Raw genomic sequence first — 13,305 nt, 5'->3', positions numbered from 1 at the left:
CCTCCCCCCCTGTGGGGGAGGGACAGGGAGAGGGGTAACCCTTTCCAAACGCGAGCGGAGTATCCAGTCATGACCGTCTCGTTGCGCGACCGCCTCGGCGACACCTCGCATATCCGTGGTCCGATCGAGGACAGCCGGTCGCTGAAGGACCTCGTGTGGTTCCGGGTCGGCGGTCCGGCGGAGATCCTGTTCCAGCCCGCCGACGAGGCCGATCTCCAGGCCTTTCTGAAGCTCGTGCCGGCCGATGTGCCGGTCACGGTCATCGGTCTCGGCTCCAACTTGCTGATCCGCGATGGCGGGATTTCCGGCGTGGTGATCCGCCTGTCGGTGCGCGGCTTCGGCGGCACCGAGGCGCTGTCGCCCACCCGCATCCGGGCCGGCGCCGCCATTCCCGACAAATTTCTGGCCGCCAAGGCGCTGGAGCTCGGCCTCTCCGGCTTTGCCTTCTACCACGGCATTCCCGGCGGCCTTGGTGGCGCGCTGACCATGAACGCCGGCGCTCATGGCTCGGAGACCGCCGAACGGGTGGTCGAGGTGCGTGGCGTCACCCGCGAGGGCGAGTTGCTCACGCTGCCGGTCGGCGACCTCGGCTATTCCTATCGCCATTCGGCCCCGCCGCCGGGCTTCATCTTCACTTCGGCGGTGCTGGAAGGCATCCCCGCCGACAAGGAAAGCATTTCGGCCGCGATGAAGGCGGTGACCGAGCACCGCGAGGCGGCGCAGCCGATCAAGGCACGCACCGGCGGCTCCACCTTCAAGAATCCGCCGGGGCATTCGGCCTGGAAGCTGATCGACGCGGCCGGCTGCCGCGGCTTCAAGGTCGGCGACGCCCAGGTCAGCGAACTGCACTGCAACTTCCTGATCAACACCGGCGAGGCGACCGCGCATGACGTCGAGTTGCTCGGCGAGACGGTTCGCGCGCGCGTGCTGGAGACGGCCGGCATCCGCCTCGATTGGGAGATCAAGCGACTGGGCGCCTTCGCGCCCGGCGCAGAGGTCGAGCCGTTTCTCGGCAAGTGATCCGCACGGCGGAATTTGAGCGGCTGTATCGCGTCGGGCCGCCAGCAAGGGGGACAGAGCGATGGCCAAGCATGTGGCGGTACTGATGGGCGGTTGGTCGTCGGAGCGGCCGGTCAGCCTCAATTCGGGCAAGGCCTGCGCCGACGCACTGGAGGCGCGCGGCTACCGCGTCACCCGCGTCGACGTCGATCGCACCATCGCTTCCGTGCTGGAGGAGCTTCGCCCCGACGTCTGCTTCAACGCGCTGCATGGCATCTACGGCGAGGATGGCACCGTGCAAGGCATCCTCGAAGTGATGGACATTCCCTACACCCACTCGGGCGTGCTGGCCTCGGCGCTGGCCATGAACAAGCCCAAGGCCAAGCATGTGATGAAGGCGGCTGGCATTCCCGTGGCCGAACACAAACTTGTCCACAGGCTTGAAGTGGTTAACGAGCACGTGCTGGAACCGCCCTATGTGATCAAGCCGCCGGCCGAGGGGTCGAGCTTCGGCGTGCTCATCGTTCCGGCCGGCGCGGCCCATCCGCCGCAGGAACTCGCCCGTCCCGACTGGCGGTTCGGCGACATGGTGATGGTGGAAAAATACATTCCGGGGCGGGAACTTACATGCGGCGTGATGGGCGACCGCGCCCTCGACGTCATCGAAGTGTTGCCGCAAGGCGATGCTTTCTATGATTATGACGCCAAGTATAGGCCCGGTGGCTCCAAACACGTTCTGCCGGCCAACCTTTCACCCTTTATTTACCAAAATATTCAAACATTAGCCCTCGAAGCGCACCGTTCGCTCGGCTGCCGCGGCGTCAGCCGGGCCGATTTCCGCTTCGATGACAAGGGCGACGGCACGGGGCAGGTGATCTGCCTCGAAGTGAACACGCAACCGGGAATGACGGCGACCTCGCTCGTGCCGGAGATGGCCGCCTACGCGGGCATCGGCTTCGGCGAGCTGGTCAGTTGGATGGTGGAGGACGCAAGTTGCAGGCGATGACGACAGGCATGGCGAAGCCGGCGGGGCGAAAGAGGTTCTTCCTCTTCGGTCGTCGCGGTGTTTCGCGCCTGCGTCGCAAGCCCGTCTGGCGTCCGGCCGGCCTGCTCGCGGCGCTGCCGCGCGGCGCCGGCGTCGCCATGTCCGTCGCCTATCTTCTCGCCTGGGGCGCCTACGGCATGGTGCTGTCGGACCGTACCGGCGAAGTTCTGAACGACACCACCGCCGAGCTCGGCTTCCGCGTCTCCGCCGTCCGCATCACCGGGCAGCGCGAGATCGACGAGGCCGACGTGCTCGACACCCTGTCGATCCATTCGGGCCAGTCGCTGTTCTTCTATGACGCCGCCGCCGCCCGCGAGCGCCTGCAATCCATTCCCTGGGTGAAGGACGTCTCGGTCATGAAGCTTTATCCCGGTACGCTCCGGGTGATCATCGAAGAGCGCGTGCCGGCCGCCCTGTGGCAGCCGACGATCGACGCGCCCGTGGTGGTGATCGACAGCGCCGGCAAGGTCATCACCGACCGTCTCGAAACCCGCTATTCCCGTCTGCCGCGCGTGGTGGGCGAGGGCGCCCAGCTCAAGGTCGCCGAGATCACCTCGCTGCTCGACGACGTGCCGGACCTGCAGAAGAAGGTGCGCGCCTCGATGCTGGTCTCCGACCGGCGCTGGGACCTGTTCCTCGACAATGGCGTGCAGGTGATGCTGCCGGAAGTGAATGCGCAGAAGGCGGTGACCGAGCTGCAGGAAACCGACAAGGAATCCGGCCTGCTCGACCGCGACATCACCGTCGTCGACCTGCGCCTGCCCGACCGGCTGGTGGTTCGCCTCAGCGACGAGGCGCGCAAGGCCCGCGACGAGCTGGTGGCGGCGCGCAACAAGGCCCTCAAGAAGCGGGAGCAGGGCGCATGACGCACGCATCCGACGCCCGCGTTCAGCGCATGCGGCCGCTGCCGCCCAAGCGGCCGGTCATCGTTTCGGTGCTCGATGTCGGCACCTCCAAGATCTGCTGTGTCATCGCCCGGCTGACGCCGCGGCCGATCGGCGACATTCTGCCCGGCCGCACCCATCTCATCGAAGTGCTCGGTTTCGGCTATCAGCGCTCGCGCGGCATCAAGGCCGGCGCGGTTGTCGACCTCGACCAGGCCGAGAAGGCGATCCGCCTCGCCGTCGACGCGGCCGAGCGCATGGCCGGCCTGACCGTCGAGTCCCTGATCGTCTCGCTGTCCTGCGGCCGGCTCGGTTCGGAGACCTTCTCGGTCAAGTACGATCTGTCCGGCTCGGAAGTCAGCGAGCACGATATCCAGCGCGTGCTGGAGATCGGTGCGTCCTACAAGGTCAAGGACGGCCGCACCATCGTTCACGCGCTGCCGATCGGCTACGCGCTCGACAACAACCGCGGCATCCGCGATCCGCGCGGCATGATCGGCTCGTCGCTGTCGGTCGACACGCATCTGGTCTCGGCCGACGCCGTGCCGCTGCGCAATCTCGAGATTTCGGTCAACCGGGCGCATCTCGAAGTTGAGACCATGGTCGCCACTCCCTATGCTTCGGGCCTGTCGACGCTGGTCGACGACGAGACGCAGATGGGCGTCGCCTGCGTCGACATCGGCGGCGGCACCACCAAGATTTCCGTGTTCGCCGATGGCCAGTGCGTCCATGTCGACGCCTTCGGCCTGGGCGGCCATCACGTCACCATGGATCTGGCGAGGGCGCTGTCGGCCCGCCTCGTCGACGCCGAGCGCATCAAGGCGCTCTACGGTTCGGTGATCGCCACCGACAGCGACGAACGCGACATGGTCACCGTCGAGCCGGTGGGCGACGACGACGTGGCCCATCAAGTGACTCGCGCGCAACTGGTCGAAATCATTCGTCCGCGCGTCGAGGAGACTCTTGAGGTGGTGCGCGATCGGTTGCACGCCTCGGGATTCGCGGGTCGCGTCGGCCGGCGCGTCGTGCTGACCGGTGGCGCCAGCCAGCTGACCGGCCTGCCGGAACTTGCCCGCAAGGTGCTGGGCCGCAACGTCCGTCTCGGTCGGCCGGTCGGCGTCGCCGGCTTGCCGGAAGCGGCGCGTGGATCAGCCTTCGCCACGGCGGTGGGTCTGATGATCTATCCGCAGGTGGCGCAGATCGAACAGTTTTCCGGCCGGCGAAAATCGATGGCGTTGGCCGCCAACGGCGGCTTCGTTTCCCGCATGGGAGCGTGGTTTCGGGAGAGTTTCTGACCCGCGCCGGCAACGGCGCGGATCGGTGCGTAACAGGCGTGGGAAAGTAGCGTGCGGTTGCAGCGGCGGCCGCTGATTTGAGGACAGAGGACGTATCGGCGAGAGCCGCTTGCAGAATAACGAGGCAACCATGACGATTAACCTAAAGATGCCCGACCTCACGGAGCTCAAGCCGAGAATCACCGTCTTCGGTGTCGGCGGTGCCGGCGGCAACGCCGTCAACAACATGATTCAGTCCGGCCTGCAGGGCGTCGAGTTCGTCGTGGCGAACACCGATGCGCAGGCTCTGGCGTCCTCTCGGGCCGAACGCATCATCCAGATGGGCGTCGCCGTCACCGAGGGCCTTGGCGCCGGTTCGCAGCCGGAAGTCGGCCGCGCGGCCGCCGAGGAAGTGATCGACGAGATCAACGACCACCTCGCCGGCAGCCACATGGTGTTCATCACCTGCGGCATGGGCGGCGGCACGGGTACTGGCGCGGCGCCGGTGATCGCCCGCGCGGCCCGCGAGCACGGCATCCTCACCGTCGGCGTCACCACCAAGCCCTTCCAGTTCGAAGGCGCCCGCCGCATGAAGATCGCCGACGCCGGCATCCAGGAGCTGCAGAACTCGGTCGACACGCTGATCTGCATCCCCAACCAGAACCTGTTCCGCATCGCCAACGAGCGCACCACCTTCGCCGACGCCTTCGCGATGGCCGACCAGGTGCTCTACTCGGGCGTTGCCTGCATCACCGACCTGATGGTCAAGGAAGGCCTGATCAACCTCGACTTCGCCGACGTCCGCTCGATCATGCGCGGCATGGGCAAGGCGATGATGGGCACCGGCGAAGCCTCCGGCGAGAAGCGCGCCATCCAGGCCGCCGAGGCGGCGATCGCCAACCCGCTGCTCGACGAAGTGTCGATGCAGGGGGCGCAGGGCCTCCTGATCTCGATCACCGGCGGCAAGGATCTGACGCTGTTCGAGGTCGACGAAGCGGCCACCCGCATCCGCGAGGAAGTGGACTCCGAAGCCAACATCATTCTTGGCGCCACCTTCGACGACACCATGGAAGGCATGATCCGCGTGTCCGTGGTCGCCACCGGCATCGAGCCGGAGCTGGTTCGTCAGGAATCGGTCGTCCGCAACAACAGCGCCGATGCCGTGGGGCGCACCTCGCCGACCCGCCCCGTTCAGGTGACCACCTCTGCTGCCGCCGCCGTCGCGGCTCAGGAGGTGCGGCAGCCTTTTAACCAGCCGGCCGTGCGCCCGGCGGTGATCCGCGAGGCCGCCCCGGCCGCGTCGATCGCCCCTGCGCCCGCGCCGGTTCCGAACTACACCCAGGCCGCCGCCGCTGCCGCGCAGGTCTCCGTCGAAGCCATCGAAGCGGCGCTGGCGCTGCCCGAGGCGGCCATCGAACCCGAACCGGTTCGCTCCGTCACGACGCCGCACGATCCGCGCGTGTCGATCGAGCCCTACGAGCCGGCGATGAACCACTACGACGCGCCCGCGCCGGCCGCCCAGCCGCAGTCGGTCCGTGCCGCCGAGCCGGCGCCTGCCCAGCAGCCCTACGTGCCGCCGGTCGCCGAGCGTCCGTCGGCCGTCGCCCAGCGCAGCCGTGTGCCGTCGATCGAGGAGTTCCCGCCGATCGCCCAGCGTCAGGCCGCCTCGGTGCAGGTGCACCCGGAAGACCACGACGAAGAGCGCCGTCCGCTCGGCCTGCTCCGCCGCCTCGCCACCGTCGGCCTCGGCCGTCGCGAGGAAGAGGCGCAGCCCGAAGCGCCGCGCGCCGCTGCCCCGCAGCCGGCCGTGCGCCCCTCGGCGGCGAGCGAGTTCGTGAAGCGTCCGGCCGCGCCGGTCCAGGGAGCCGCCGGCCGCCTCGACCAGCAGGGCCGCATGGCGCCGCAGCCGGCGCCGCGCGCCGCCGACGACGACATGGAGATCCCGGCCTTCCTCCGCCGCAAGTGATCCGGTCACGAGCGTAAAAAGACAAAGGCCCGCGAAGGCGACTTCGCGGGCCTCTTTCTATTTGGGGCGCGTCAGAGAAAGGCGAACCGCAACAGCGCGGCGACGGCGACTCCGATGGCGACCGTGGCGATCAGCGGCAGCCGCAGCGCCAGGAGGAGCACCACCAGACCGGCCGCCGCCTCGATGGGGCCGGACATGACGATGGGGGCGATGACGGCCACCAGCACGGCGGGCGGCAGCGCGTCGAGGGCGACGCGGACCGGGCCCGACTTCGGCAGCCGGTCGGCGATCAGGAAGCCGAGGATGCGCGTGAAATAGGTGAGGGCGCCCATGGCCAGGATGGCGGCGAAGTTGACGGGATCGATGGTCATCGCGTCGTCTCCCCGGCCAGAGCCTTGGCGGGCCGCTCACGCGGCGCGGTGATCACGGCGGCGGAGATGCCGGCGATAGCGCCGGCGATCACGTACCAGGCACCCGGCACCGTGGCGTGGACGGCGACCGCCACGACGGCGCTTGCCACCAGCACCGGACCGGTGCGACGGGCGCCCTTCCAGAAGCCGAGGGCAAGTGCGATGAAGATGGCCGGGAAGGCGAAGTCGAGCCCCCAGGCCTCGGGGTGTTCGAGATAGGCGCCGAAGACGGTGCCGAGCACCGAGGCGGTTTGCCAGAAGAAGAACATGGTCAGCGCCACGGTGAAGTAGAAGGTGCGGCTGATCGGCCGGTCGAGGGCGCGACGCTCGCTGAGCGCCCAGGCCTCGTCGGTGAGCAGGAAGGCAGCGACCCAGCGCAGGCGGCCGAAGTGGGCGATCTTGCCCGACAGCGAGGCGCCCATCAGCGTATGGCGGAGATTGACCAGAAAGGCCATCAGCGCCAGCGCGGCGACTGGCGCCGGCGTGCTCCACAGGCCCACGGCGATGAGCTGCGAGGACCCGGCGAAGACGATGGACGACATGGCGAGCATCTCGGCCGGCGTCAGGCCCTTGGCCGTCGCCTGCTGGCCGAGGATAAGGGCAAAGGGCACGGCGGCAGCGACGGTTGGAAAAACCGCCACCAGACCGGCCCGGAAGTCGGCGAGAGGTGTTGTCATGTCCAGCTTTCCTTAGGTCAATATGGCTGACCTTTATAGGTCAGCGTGTATGACCTATTATTGGGGCACTGTCCACCCGAAAACCGCAATATCCGAGAAAATGACCGCCCGCCGCCGCAACAATCCTAAACGATCCGGTCGCTCGTGGTCCGCGCGATGCCGGCAGCGGCCATGTCGGCCCAGGCCCGTTTCAGCGAGCCGGAGAGGTCGATGGCGCGACAGGCGTCCTCGATCACGGTCACCTTGAAGCCGGCGCCGGCCGCATCCAGCGCCGTCCAGCCGACGCAATAGTCGGTGGCGAGGCCGACGACGTGAACCTCGTCGACGCCCCGCTCCCTGAGATAACCGGCGAGGCCGGTCAGCGTTTCGCGGTCGGCTTCGCGGAAGGCGGAATAGCTGTCGACGCCCTGATGCCAACCCTTGCGGATGACGAGCTGGGCGGAGGTCACGACGAGGTCGGGATGCAGGTCGGCGCCGGGCGTGCCCTGCACGCAGTGGTCGGGCCACAGCACCTGCGTGCCATAGGGCATGTCGATGGTGTCGAAGGGTTCGCAGCCGTGGTGGGCGGAGGCGAAGGAGGCGTGCCCCTTGGGGTGCCAGTCCTGGGTGACCACCACCTGCTCGTAGCGGGGCACCAGCGCGTTGATCACGGGCACGATGGCGTGGCCGCCGCCGACCGCCAGCGCGCCGCCGGGGCAGAAGTCGTTCTGAACGTCGACGACGATGAGGGCGGTGGTGGAGGAAGGCATGGCGCGACTCCGGGTTGGCTGGTCGGACTCGATTTATTGCACTGGCAAGGGGAGGCGGCAAGCGAGCTGGCGGGCCTCAGCTGGCTTCCTTCGGCCCAAGCGATTTTCGCATCGGCAGGCCGCCCTGCGCATTTGAGGCGTCCTGCGCCTCGGCATCCTCGTAGCCCATGGCAATGTAGAAGGTGCGGGCGGCCTTGGTGCTGGTCAGCGTGATTTCAGGGCACCCCAGAAGGCTGAGATAGGCCTCGAGCGATTTGAGGATCGCCTTGCTCACGCCCCTGAAGCGCGCCTCCGGCGCCACGTAGTTCAGCGTGATCTCACCGGAATGCGAGGCGCCGCCGACGCCGATAATGGCGCCATTCTCCTCTACCACAACGATGAAGCGGTCGGGCGCTTCGATCCAGGCGCGGACGTTCTCCGGGGTCTTGTTGGCGAGCCACTGCGCCAGTGTCTCGGCATCGCCGCTGTGATCGGACAGGCAGAGATCGCAGATGGACCGGCGCAGGACCGAGGCGGCCTCCTCTGCATCGGCGGCCATGGCGGGACGGATCAACATCTCGGATTCTCGACTAAGGCTTCTCGTGAAATCATAGGATGCTTTTCCCGCCGTCGGGAAGGGTATCAGCCCGTATGGCCGACCGGTTTCCCGCCCTCTTTTCGTTCAGCCCTTCATCCGGGTAAGATGGCGCCATTATCCCGGTATAAGGGCATTCCGCATGGACGCTCAGGTTCGCAATGACAACGCGCTCGGCGCCTTCCTACGCGATCGGCGCTGCCGCATGGACGCCGCCGCGCTGGGTTTCTCGATGGCGCGCCGGCGAACGCCGGGCCTCCGGCGCGAAGAGGTGGCCCAGCGGGCCAATGTTTCCGTCACCTGGTACACCTGGCTGGAGCAGGGGCGGGGCGGTGCGCCGTCGGCCGACGTGCTCGACCGTATCGGCAGGGCGCTGATGCTGACCGACGTCGAGCGCGAGCACCTGTTCCTGATCGCGCTCGGCCGGCCGCCGGAGGTGCGCTACCGCGAGAGCGAGGGGGTATCGCCGCGCCTGCAGCGGGTGCTCGACGCGCTGGAGCTCAGCCCGGCGCTCGTCAAGACCGCCACCTGGGACGTCGTCGCCTGGAACCGGGCAGCCACCGTAATGCTCGCCGACTACGGCGCTATGGCGCCGCACGAACGCAACGTGCTGCGCATGATGTTCTGCAATCCCGCGGTCCGTGCGCGCCAGCTCGATTGGGAGAGCGTCGCCCGCTTCGTCGTCGCCACCTTTCGTGCCGACGCAACCCGGGCCGGCGCGTCCGGCAACGTCGAGGCGCTGGTCGATGAACTGAGCCGGGCCAGCCCGGAGTTCCTGACGATGTGGCGCGAGAAGCAAGTCGGGCAGAATGGCGAGGGCACCAAGACGCTCCGCCACCCGACGCTCGGCGTGTTGTCGCTCGAATACTCGTCGTTCGTGGTCGGCGGGCGGCCGGATCTTTCCATGGTGGTCTACAACCCCGCGACGCCCGAAGTCGCGGCGGAGGTGCGGCGGCTGATCGAGGAGGCTAATGCCGCTGTCAGTGCCCCTTGAGCAACCGCTCGGCGGCGGCGCGGGCTTCCTCGGTGATGCGACTTCCGGCCAGCATGCGGGCGATCTCCTCGCGGCGGTGGCCGTCGGGGAGGCGCGATACCGAGGTGGCGACGCGGGCACCGTCGTCGACGCTGTCTTTCGCGATCAGGAAGTGATGGTCGGCACGGGCGGCGACCTGCGGCGCGTGGGTGACGGAGAGCACCTGCACCTTGCGGGCGAGGCGGGCCAGACGGGTGCCGATGGCCTCGGCCACGGCGCCGCCGACGCCGGTGTCGATCTCGTCGAAGACCAGCGTCGAGGCCGATCCCTTGTCGGCCAGAGAGACCTTCAGGGCGAGCAGGAAGCGGCTGAGTTCGCCGCCTGAGGCCACCTTCATCATCGGTCCGGGACGGGTGCCGGGGTTGGTCTGCACCCAGAACTCCAGCGTGTCGATGCCGTCGGCGGTGCGCGTCTCGGGGTCGGCCAGCTGGTTGACGATGAAGCGGGCGCGTTCGAGCTTCAGCGACGGCAACTCGGCGGCGACGGCGTCCTCCAGAAGGCGGGCCGCCTTCTCGCGGGCGGCCGACAGCTTGGCCGCGAGCTTGTCGTAGTCGGCGCGGGCGGTGGTGGCCGACTGCGCGAGCGCGTTGAGCCTGTCCTCGCCGGCGTCGAGATCGGCAAGGTCCGAGGCCATGCGGGTGGCCAGCGCGCCGAGGTCGTCGGGCATCACCGAATACTTGCGGGCGGCGGCGCGGATGGCGAACAGCCGCTCCTCGGTGCGCTCCAGCTCGGCCGGGTCGAAGTCGGCGGCGCGCAGGGCGGCTTCAAACACGGCGCGGGCATCTTCCAGCGCGTCGAGCGCCGTGGAGATCGATTGCAAGGCCGGACCGGCCAGCGCCGCCACCTCGCCCTTGCGCTCCAGGCGGCGCAGCAGGCCGGACAGCTCGGGCACCGGCGAGCCGGAGCCGTTGAGATGGTCGTAGGCCTCACGCAGGTCGACGGCGACCTTCTCGGCCCGCATCATTTCCTGGCGACGCTCGGCCAGCGCCGTTTCCTCGCCCGGTTCGGGAGCGAGTTTCTGCAACTCCTCGACCGAGGCGCGCAGGTAGTCGCCTTCGCGGCGAGCGTCGGCGATGCGGCGTTCGAGGTCGGCCAGCGCCTTCTCGGCGTCGCGCCAGGTGCGATGGGCGGCTGCGACCGCCTTCACGTCGGCTTCAAGGCCGCCGAAGGCATCGATCAGGCCGCGATGGATGGCGGGATCGACCAAGGCACGGTCGTCGTGCTGGCCGTGGATCTCGACCAGGGCGGCGCCGAGCTGGCGCAGGAGATTGGCGGAGACGGCGCGGTCGTTGACGAAGGCGCGGGTGCGGCCGTCGGCGGTCTGGACGCGGCGGACGATGACGTCGCCATCATCGTCGAGGTCGTTCTCGACGAGAAGGGCGCGGGCCGGGTGGCCGATCGGCAGATCGAAGACGGCGGTGACCTGTCCCTGGTCGGCGCCATGGCGAACCAGACCGGCGTCGCCGCGCCCGCCAAGGGCGAGCGACAGCGCGTCAAGCAGGATGGACTTGCCGGCGCCGGTTTCACCGGTCAACACCGTCAGACCGTCGGAGAAGGCGATCTCAAGCCGCTCGATCAGAACGATGTCGCGGATTGCGAGCGTCTGCAGCATGGCGTCCCGTCAGAGCAACGCGGCCTTGAATGCCTTGGAGATCCAGGATTGGCTGTTCTCGCGCGGCTCCAGACCATTGGTGTTGAGGAGCTTATAGGCGTCCTTGTACCAACGGCTGTCAGGATAGTTGTGACCGAGCACGGCGGCGGCCGTCTGCGCCTCGTCGACGATGCCCATGGCGAAATAGGCCTCGGTGAGACGCTCCAGCGCCTCTTCGATGTGACGGGTCGTCTGGTACTCCTGAACCACCACCTTGAAGCGGTTGATGGCGCCGATGTACTGGTTGCGGGCGAGATAGTAGCGACCGACTTCCATTTCCTTGCCGGCGAGCTGGTCCTTGGCGATGTCGAGGCGCTTGCGGCCCTCGGCGGCATAGGGGCTGTCGGGGTAGCGGTCGACCAGTTCCTGCATGGCCACCATGGCCTGCTGGGTCATCTTCTGGTCACGCGTGATGTCGGGCATCTGGTTGAAATAGGATTGCGCGATCATCCACTGCGCATATGCGGCGTCTTCCGAGCCGGGGTAGAGCGTCAGGTAGCGCTTGCCCTGGGTGATGGCCTCGGTGAAGTTGCCGCGCGTGTAGTTGGTGTAGGTGGTCATGATGAGGGACTTGCGCGCCCACTCCGAATAGGGGTGCTGCTGGTCGACCTCTTCGAATTTCTCGGTGGCCTTCTTGTAATCGCCCTGCTGCAGGTAGGCGATACCGGCGTTGTAGGACTGCTCCGCCGGGATTTCCACGAAGGGTTCCAGCGGCTCGTCGGACGAACACCCGACGAGGGCGGTGGCGCCTCCGAGGAGAACGAGCACGGCGGCCACACGAACGAAACTCTGCCTCATGAAAACCCCATCACCGTACGCAACCGCTCGCGGCCGCCATCCATCCCACGCGTACTGCCCGCCGGTCACCGCCCGATGCAAGCCGCCCATGGCTCCGGCGCGAGTCGGGCGCGCTCCGGATAACAGGAAGCTCTTTTATCGCAAAGCCGTCGCGGATGCTACGTGCCCGTGATGTTCGGCCACATTATGGCGAGAAGGCCGCGAAGCCCCGGAAAGCCGGGGTGTCGTCAGTCGCGCGAGGGCGCCAGCGCGGCGGTCTGAAGGATGCCGCCGGCCGTTTCGCGGGTCGTCACGGCGTCATGGACGATCTCGTAGGCGCCGGTGTCGGCAACCAGCGCCTTGACGGCCATCCAGTTGAGCTTGTGGCCGCCCTTATAGGAACGGAAGTGGCCGATGAAGGGCATGCCGATCAGCGACAGGTCGCCCACCGCATCGAGCGTCTTGTGGCGGGCGAATTCGTCCGGCCAGCGCAGCCCTTCGGGGTTGAGAATGCGGTCCTCGCCGATGGCCACCGAGTTCTCCAGCGACGAACCGAGCGCGAAACCCATCTTCCACAGCTTCTCGACGTCGGACATGAAGCCGAAGGTGCGGGCGCGGGCGATGTCGCTGGCAAAGCTGCGCGGATTGAGGTCCAGCACGTAGGACTGGTGGCCGATCAGCGGATTGGCGAAGTCGATGGTGACGTCGTAGCGCGTGCCGTCGTAGGGCAGGAACTCCAGCACGGCGCCGCCCACTTCGAGGTGCACCGGCTTGAGGACCCGCAACACTTTGCGCGGCGCGGCGAGACGGCGCAGGCCGGCCTCGGCGATCAGGTCGATGAAGGTAGCCGAGCAGCCGTCGGCGATGGGCATTTCCGGACCGTCGATCTCGACGACGACATTGTCGACGCCGGAGGCGGCCAGCGCGGCCATCAGGTGCTCGATGGTGGCGACGGTGCGGCCGCCTATGCCGATCATCGTGCAGAGCTCGGTGGCGACCACATTCTCGTGGCGAGCGGCGATCTCCACCTCCTCGCCGTCGGTGCGAACGAAGACGATGCCCCGGTCGGCGTCGGCGGGGTGCAGGACGATGGTCGCCGGCTTGCCGGAATGCACGCCGATGCCCGAGAACCGGACACTTTCGCCGAGGGTGGTCTGCTTGCCGTAGGACATTCGCATCGAGTATTTTCCAAAAAAGACCGGTAAGCGCAGTACGAGCCGAGCCGGCACATTTTTCATAAAACACACGGGAGCGCCCCAGGAAAGT

The 13,305-nt window shown here is 67.7% G+C and carries 13 protein-coding genes; 6 read left to right on the top strand and 7 right to left on the bottom strand.

Going from position 1 to position 13,305, the window contains the following annotated elements; all coding sequences use genetic code 11:
- The first annotated feature begins 69 nt into the window (after window positions 1-69).
- From murB to ftsZ, 5 genes are all read left to right on the top strand, one after another.
- Entirely contained in the window at window positions 70-1,020 is a 951-nt protein-coding gene (gene murB / locus M4J39_RS21665; protein ID WP_251730577.1) for a UDP-N-acetylmuramate dehydrogenase, read from the top strand.
- Between the two features lie 61 nt (window positions 1,021-1,081).
- On the top strand, window positions 1,082-2,005 hold the full coding sequence (locus M4J39_RS21660; protein WP_251730576.1) for a D-alanine--D-alanine ligase: 924 nt from the start codon (window positions 1,082-1,084) through the stop codon (window positions 2,003-2,005).
- An 8-nt stretch (window positions 2,006-2,013) separates the two neighbouring features.
- Window positions 2,014-2,910 carry a cell division protein FtsQ/DivIB gene (locus M4J39_RS21655; protein WP_251730575.1) on the top strand — a complete coding sequence of 299 codons (897 nt, stop codon included), beginning with the start codon at window positions 2,014-2,016 and terminating at the stop codon, window positions 2,908-2,910.
- A gap of 29 nt (window positions 2,911-2,939) precedes the next feature.
- A complete protein-coding gene (gene ftsA, locus M4J39_RS21650; RefSeq protein ID WP_251730617.1) occupies window positions 2,940-4,223 on the top strand; it encodes a cell division protein FtsA in 1,284 nt (427 codons plus the stop codon).
- A 130-nt stretch (window positions 4,224-4,353) separates the two neighbouring features.
- Entirely contained in the window at window positions 4,354-6,168 is a 1,815-nt protein-coding gene (ftsZ, locus tag M4J39_RS21645; protein WP_251730574.1) for a cell division protein FtsZ, read from the top strand.
- Between the two features lie 71 nt (window positions 6,169-6,239).
- Here the strand turns inward: ftsZ and M4J39_RS21640 are convergent, their stop codons facing one another.
- The 4 genes from M4J39_RS21640 to M4J39_RS21625 form a co-directional block, all read right to left on the bottom strand.
- Entirely contained in the window at window positions 6,240-6,539 is a 300-nt protein-coding gene (locus tag M4J39_RS21640; protein ID WP_251730573.1) for an AzlD family protein, read from the bottom strand.
- Window positions 6,536-7,255 carry an AzlC family ABC transporter permease gene (locus tag M4J39_RS21635; RefSeq protein ID WP_251730572.1) on the bottom strand — a complete coding sequence of 240 codons (720 nt, stop codon included), beginning with the start codon at window positions 7,253-7,255 and terminating at the stop codon, window positions 6,536-6,538. The genes M4J39_RS21640 and M4J39_RS21635 overlap by 4 nt, the downstream gene beginning before the upstream one ends.
- Window positions 7,256-7,380: 125 nt before the next feature.
- Window positions 7,381-8,004, bottom strand: a complete 624-nt coding sequence (gene pncA / locus M4J39_RS21630; RefSeq protein ID WP_251730571.1) for a bifunctional nicotinamidase/pyrazinamidase — start codon at window positions 8,002-8,004, stop codon at window positions 7,381-7,383.
- A gap of 76 nt (window positions 8,005-8,080) precedes the next feature.
- Window positions 8,081-8,560, bottom strand: coding sequence for a GNAT family N-acetyltransferase (locus M4J39_RS21625; RefSeq protein ID WP_251730570.1), 480 nt, complete (start codon window positions 8,558-8,560; stop codon window positions 8,081-8,083).
- A 160-nt stretch (window positions 8,561-8,720) separates the two neighbouring features.
- On the opposite strand from M4J39_RS21625, the gene M4J39_RS21620 reads away from it, so the two are divergent.
- Window positions 8,721-9,572: a helix-turn-helix transcriptional regulator gene (locus M4J39_RS21620; protein ID WP_251730569.1), complete on the top strand. Its 852-nt coding sequence runs from the start codon at window positions 8,721-8,723 to the stop codon at window positions 9,570-9,572.
- Here the strand turns inward: M4J39_RS21620 and recN are convergent.
- The 3 genes from recN to lpxC form a co-directional block, all read right to left on the bottom strand.
- Entirely contained in the window at window positions 9,559-11,223 is a 1,665-nt protein-coding gene (recN, locus tag M4J39_RS21615) for a DNA repair protein RecN (protein WP_251730568.1), read from the bottom strand. The two genes, M4J39_RS21620 and recN, sit on opposite strands and share 14 nt — an antisense overlap.
- 9 nt (window positions 11,224-11,232) lie before the next feature.
- Window positions 11,233-12,060, bottom strand: coding sequence for an outer membrane protein assembly factor BamD (locus M4J39_RS21610; RefSeq protein WP_251730567.1), 828 nt, complete (start codon window positions 12,058-12,060; stop codon window positions 11,233-11,235).
- A 227-nt stretch (window positions 12,061-12,287) separates the two neighbouring features.
- Window positions 12,288-13,217 carry a UDP-3-O-acyl-N-acetylglucosamine deacetylase gene (gene lpxC / locus M4J39_RS21605; RefSeq protein WP_251730566.1) on the bottom strand — a complete coding sequence of 310 codons (930 nt, stop codon included), beginning with the start codon at window positions 13,215-13,217 and terminating at the stop codon, window positions 12,288-12,290.
- Window positions 13,218-13,305 lie beyond the last annotated feature (88 nt).

Origin of the sequence: Pleomorphomonas sp. NRK KF1 (assembly GCF_023721755.1) — a bacterium.
Classification (GTDB): Bacteria; Pseudomonadota; Alphaproteobacteria; order Rhizobiales; family Pleomorphomonadaceae; genus Pleomorphomonas.
This window is presented reverse-complemented; position numbering and strand designations above follow the sequence as displayed.

What these genes read in the sequence shown, in the direction of transcription:
- murB (WP_251730577.1), top strand. Translation starts at nt 70, where the DNA reads ATGACCGTCTCGTTGCGCGACCGCCTCGGCGACACCTCGCATATCCGT.
- M4J39_RS21660 (WP_251730576.1), top strand. Translation starts at nt 1,082, where the DNA reads ATGGCCAAGCATGTGGCGGTACTGATGGGCGGTTGGTCGTCGGAGCGG.
- M4J39_RS21655 (WP_251730575.1), top strand. Translation starts at nt 2,014, where the DNA reads ATGGCGAAGCCGGCGGGGCGAAAGAGGTTCTTCCTCTTCGGTCGTCGC.
- ftsA (WP_251730617.1), top strand. Translation starts at nt 2,940, where the DNA reads ATGCGGCCGCTGCCGCCCAAGCGGCCGGTCATCGTTTCGGTGCTCGAT.
- ftsZ (WP_251730574.1), top strand. Translation starts at nt 4,354, where the DNA reads ATGACGATTAACCTAAAGATGCCCGACCTCACGGAGCTCAAGCCGAGA.
- M4J39_RS21640 (WP_251730573.1), bottom strand. Translation starts at nt 6,539, where the DNA reads ATGACCATCGATCCCGTCAACTTCGCCGCCATCCTGGCCATGGGCGCC.
- M4J39_RS21635 (WP_251730572.1), bottom strand. Translation starts at nt 7,255, where the DNA reads ATGACAACACCTCTCGCCGACTTCCGGGCCGGTCTGGTGGCGGTTTTT.
- pncA (WP_251730571.1), bottom strand. Translation starts at nt 8,004, where the DNA reads ATGCCTTCCTCCACCACCGCCCTCATCGTCGTCGACGTTCAGAACGAC.
- M4J39_RS21625 (WP_251730570.1), bottom strand. Translation starts at nt 8,560, where the DNA reads ATGTTGATCCGTCCCGCCATGGCCGCCGATGCAGAGGAGGCCGCCTCG.
- M4J39_RS21620 (WP_251730569.1), top strand. Translation starts at nt 8,721, where the DNA reads ATGGACGCTCAGGTTCGCAATGACAACGCGCTCGGCGCCTTCCTACGC.
- recN (WP_251730568.1), bottom strand. Translation starts at nt 11,223, where the DNA reads ATGCTGCAGACGCTCGCAATCCGCGACATCGTTCTGATCGAGCGGCTT.
- M4J39_RS21610 (WP_251730567.1), bottom strand. Translation starts at nt 12,060, where the DNA reads ATGAGGCAGAGTTTCGTTCGTGTGGCCGCCGTGCTCGTTCTCCTCGGA.
- lpxC (WP_251730566.1), bottom strand. Translation starts at nt 13,217, where the DNA reads ATGCGAATGTCCTACGGCAAGCAGACCACCCTCGGCGAAAGTGTCCGG.